Below are 4,544 nucleotides of genomic sequence, written 5' to 3'. Positions count from 1 at the left end.
TGATGTTTGATTTCTTTTTCAAAAAGAAAAACCCGCTGATCCGGCCGCTACACGATATTCCGGCCATCCGTACGGATCTGAAACAGATCACCGGGAAAGAGGATGTTTTCGTATGGCTGGGCCATTCTTCCTACTACCTGCGGGTGGACGGAACGTCTTTCCTGATAGATCCCGTGCTGAGCCCCTACGGTTCGCCGTTCAGGTTTTTCAATAAAGCTTTCGGGGGAGCCGATCTTTTCAGGCCCGATGACATTCCGCAGGTGGATTACCTGGTCATTACACATGACCATTATGACCATCTGGATTATCCTACGGTAAAGGCCATCCGCAGCCGCGTGGGACAGGTCATTCTCCCTTTGGGTGTTGGCGCCCATCTGGAACGCTGGGGATACAGCCCGGAACAGCTGATTGAAGAGGAATGGGGAAGCGAAGTAATGCTTAAGAACAGCATCAGCATCACTTTTACGCCGGCACGGCATTTCTCAGGACGTAAAATGAGAAGGAATGCCACGCTCTGGACCTCCTATGTGCTTAAGACTGCTCACCGGAACATATTTCTGGGCGGGGACAGCGGTTATGATTCTCATTTCAAAATGATCGGTGAGAAATACGGCCCTTTCGACTATGCCATTCTTGAAAACGGACAATACAATGAGGCGTGGAAATACATTCATACGCTGCCGGAAGATGTGATACAGGCCAGCATCGATCTGAAAGCTGAAAATATCATCCCTGTCCATTCTTCGAAATTTGCGCTGGCCCTGCATCCCTGGAATGAACCTCTGGAGAACATTGCGCGCCTGGGGAAGGAAAACCAGCTGAATATTCTTACGCCGATGATTGGTGAGCCTGTAGATATTAACAGTTCAGTGCATCAGTTCAAAAGGTGGTGGCAGGACTGATCTGCACAACCGATTTTCATATGGTATTTCATGATAAAGCATCTAGCGTTATCTGCGCACTTTAAGGATCATCATTTTTATCTCAGATCAATCCATAAGAACAGAATGCATTCATCATGGTAATGATGACAATGATATTGAATATTAACATTATTTAACGCCAAAAGATTTTGATCTGGCACTTCAATTGGAAATTCTATCGGAAATAGATAAAAATTTGATCTTATGAAAAAATTATTGATAGCAGCCATGGTGACCGGAACGTTTGCCTTCAGCCATGCACAATCACTTGATTATACCGATTACCAGAGAAGTATTACCGATATCAACTGGCAGAATGTGATTTCGGAACTTCTTCTCAACACGTCACAGGCAGACCAGCTATATTCCCTGAATGACAGATACGGCAATTATGATTCGTGGAACAGGACCTACGCCAATGACCCGGGAAGGTGGCGGGATGACCGGTATGGCGAAATGGAGAGGATCCTGGGAAAAGAGAAGTATGCCAAATTCAAAAACAGATATTACAAAGGACAGAATCCCACGGCAGTCTACAACCGGAACAAGAATAATGATAAACGGTACAAGCACATGACTAAGAAAGTAAAGGCCCACCATCCTCATAAAGGAAAAAAGCCCCATTAAAAAATATGAACAATGGCTGATGTAACGATCAGTCATTTTTTATTGCCGTTTACTTCCGTCTTCATAAAACGTATGGGTGATGATGTGATAACCTGTTTAGAGAAAGGTGGATGAAATAAACTTGCTGTTTTTATCGTATCTTCAGTTTTACATCAGGCCCGGGTAATCTGAAAGTACAGACCCTCTGAAAGCATCATGGCTGTTACCGGTAAATTCCGTACCGGCAGGCTGCTGAATGTACAAGCATTCTTTTACCGGTTTCCCGTTTTTTATTATACATCTGTTATATTCCGTTTGAATTTTATAACTTTGGTTAATGGAATCACGAGAAACAATACAGGGTTTTTATGAACGTAATGCCGAGCGTTTCAATTGTCAGAAGACTCCCGGGCTCGGTCACTTCAATGTTTTTTCAAGGGATCACTGCTCCTCCATTACACCGTACAGCAGGAGGGATTATTATAAAATTTCACTGATCATCGGAAAGGGAAGGCTTCATTATGCGGATAAATGGATATCCGTGGACCGGCCGGCCGTTCTTTTTTCCAATCCTTTGATTCCTTATTCCTGGGAAGCGGAGGATGAAAACCAGAAAGGTTTTTTCTGCCTGTTTACCGATCAGTTCCTTCACAACGGAAGCAGGCTCGGTGATCTTCATGATTCCCGGCTGTTCAGGGTGGGGAGCGCCCCTGTTTTCTTTGTGAATGAAGAACAGCAGCGGGAAGTGAACGGCATTTTCACCAAGATGATGCAGGAGATCCGTTCGGATTACCTGCACAAATATGATCTGCTCAGGGCCTACCTCCACCTGCTGGTTCATGAAACGATGAAAATGGATCCTGCTGAAAATTTCCAGCCTTACCAGAACGCTTCGCAAAGGATCGCCTCGCTGTTTATGGAGCTGCTCGAACGCCAGTTCCCGATCGACAGCCCGGAAAGGTACCTGAGACTGAAGACCCCGACGGACTATGCCGAAAGCCTTTCCGTCCATGTCAATTCCCTGAACCGCTCTGTGAAGGAAATTACCGGGAAAACCACGGGGCAGCAGATTGCTTTGAGAATCATCCACGAGGCCTACGCATTGCTGAGGCATACGGACTGGAACATTTCGGAGATTGCTTATGGTTTGGGTTTCGAAGAGCCGGCCTATTTTACAAACTATTTTAAAAAGCACACCGGTACAACGCCCAACGCCGTAAGAATTCCGGTTGTTTGATTTTTATAATTCTTCGTTTGAATTCTATAGCACTGCGGATGCATGGGCATATTAATTTTGTTGTATTCAAATAAATCATAACGCTTATGAAATTCAGAACACTTGGAAACACAGGAAAAGAGCTGTCAGCCATCGGCCTGGGGTGCATGGGAATGAGCTTCGCCTATGGTCCTGCCGATGAACAGGAAAGCATCAGTACTCTTCACAAAGCCCTTGACCTGGGCGTTAATTTCTGGGATACGGCCGATATGTATGCCAATGGTGAAAATGAAAAACTGATCTCCCGGGTATTGGTTCCGAACCGGGAGAAAATCTTTATCGCCACCAAATTCGGGTTCAGGTTCCGGGACGGAAAAGCCGGCCACAGCGGGGCACCCGGCACCTACTTCGATGGTTCGCCGGAATGGATCAGACAGGCGGTTGATGCCAGCCTTCAGCGCCTTAAGATTGACGAAATCGACCTTTACTATGCCCATAGGGTAGACCCGCATATTCCCGTTGAGGAAACGGTAGGCGCCATGGCAGAACTTGTAAAGGCAGGAAAGGTAAAATACCTGGGCTTGTCCGAGGCTTCCGCTGCTTCCATCAGGAAAGCGCATGCCATACATCCCATCACCGCGCTGCAGTCGGAATATTCACTGCTGACCCGTGATGTGGAAAACGGCATCCTGGAGGTGATCAGGGAGCTGGGAATTACACTGGTGCCTTATTCCCCGCTAGCAAGAGGTTTATTTTCAAACATCAATGAGTCCCAAACGTTCGGTGACGACGATTTCAGGAAATCCCTTCCGCGGTATCAGGAAAAATACCTGGAGAACAACCGGAACCTGGCCAGGGAAATCAATGAATTTGCAGCAGCCAGAGGAGTGAAAGGCACACAGCTGGCACTTGCGTGGGTGCTGAACCAGGGAAGCGACATCATCCCGATCCCGGGAACAAAAAGAATCAGCTATCTCGAAGAAAATATAGCAGCTGCCGGGATTGAACTTTCCGCGGAAGATCTGGCCATCATTGATTCGATCCTGAAAAAATATCCGGATGTGGGTGAAAGATACAGTGAAGGCTCCATGAAGCTGGTTAATAATTAACAGAGAAAATTTTATCATCAGCTTCCGGACAGCTCCGGAAGCTGATCTTTTTGATTAAGAAGAATGAATACAATGGTTACCCTGAAAGAGAAAAATAAGTTTATTGCCACGGTACTGGCATTTGCCGTTATCCCGATGTCCGGTCTTGCCACGGACATTTACCTGCCTTCCATGCCCAGCATGGCCACCGAGCTGCAGCAGCCGGAAAGCCGCATACAGCTCACTTTATCCATATTCCTGATCAGCTACGGGCTTACCCAGTTTTTTGCCGGCAGCATTGTGGATTCTTTCGGGCGGTACAAGGTTTCCATGGCCTCACTGGCCCTGTTTGTGGTTTCTTTCCTGATTACCGCTACCACCCAGAATATACTGGTCATCTATGCGATGCGTATCTTGCAGGGGATCCTGTCAGGATTTGCCGTGGTTTCAAAACGGGCATTTTTTGTGGATGTCTATGAAGGGGAGGAACGGAAGCATTACCTGAGCATCATGACGATCGTGTGGTCGGTAGGTCCTATTATTGCACCGTTCATCGGAGGCTACCTGCAGAAGAGTTTCGGCTGGCAGTCCAATTTCTATGTGTTAGCCGGGTACAGCCTCCTGCTTTTCCTGCTGGAACTGATTTTTTCCGGTGAAACCCTGAAGAAAAGGAATCCCTTTCATGTGGAGTTCCTCCTGAAAGAATATGAA

5 protein-coding genes are annotated in these 4,544 nt (G+C 46.8%); all 5 read left to right on the top strand.

Annotated features, from left to right (window positions below):
- Nucleotides 1-902 (top strand): MBL fold metallo-hydrolase (locus QZ735_RS11500; protein WP_294248415.1); only part of this gene is annotated, 902 nt, incomplete at its 5' end.
- 225 nt (nucleotides 903-1,127) lie between these two features.
- Nucleotides 1,128-1,550 (top strand): hypothetical protein, encoded by a 423-nt coding sequence (locus QZ735_RS11495; protein ID WP_294248413.1) that lies wholly within the window; start codon nucleotides 1,128-1,130, stop codon nucleotides 1,548-1,550.
- A 316-nt stretch (nucleotides 1,551-1,866) separates the two neighbouring features.
- Complete coding sequence (locus QZ735_RS11490) at nucleotides 1,867-2,766, top strand: helix-turn-helix transcriptional regulator (RefSeq protein ID WP_294248410.1); 900 nt, start codon at nucleotides 1,867-1,869, stop codon at nucleotides 2,764-2,766.
- 86 nt (nucleotides 2,767-2,852) lie between these two features.
- Nucleotides 2,853-3,854 (top strand): aldo/keto reductase, encoded by a 1,002-nt coding sequence (locus QZ735_RS11485; protein ID WP_294248407.1) that lies wholly within the window; start codon nucleotides 2,853-2,855, stop codon nucleotides 3,852-3,854.
- Between the two features lie 63 nt (nucleotides 3,855-3,917).
- The coding region (locus tag QZ735_RS11480; RefSeq protein WP_294248404.1) for an MFS transporter at nucleotides 3,918-4,544 on the top strand (627 nt) is incomplete at its 3' end.

Source organism: uncultured Chryseobacterium sp. (genome assembly GCF_913776365.1).
Lineage (GTDB): Bacteria > Bacteroidota > Bacteroidia > Flavobacteriales > Weeksellaceae > Chryseobacterium.
Note: the sequence above shows the minus strand (reverse complement) of the source record. Positions and strands in the feature narration are given on the sequence as shown.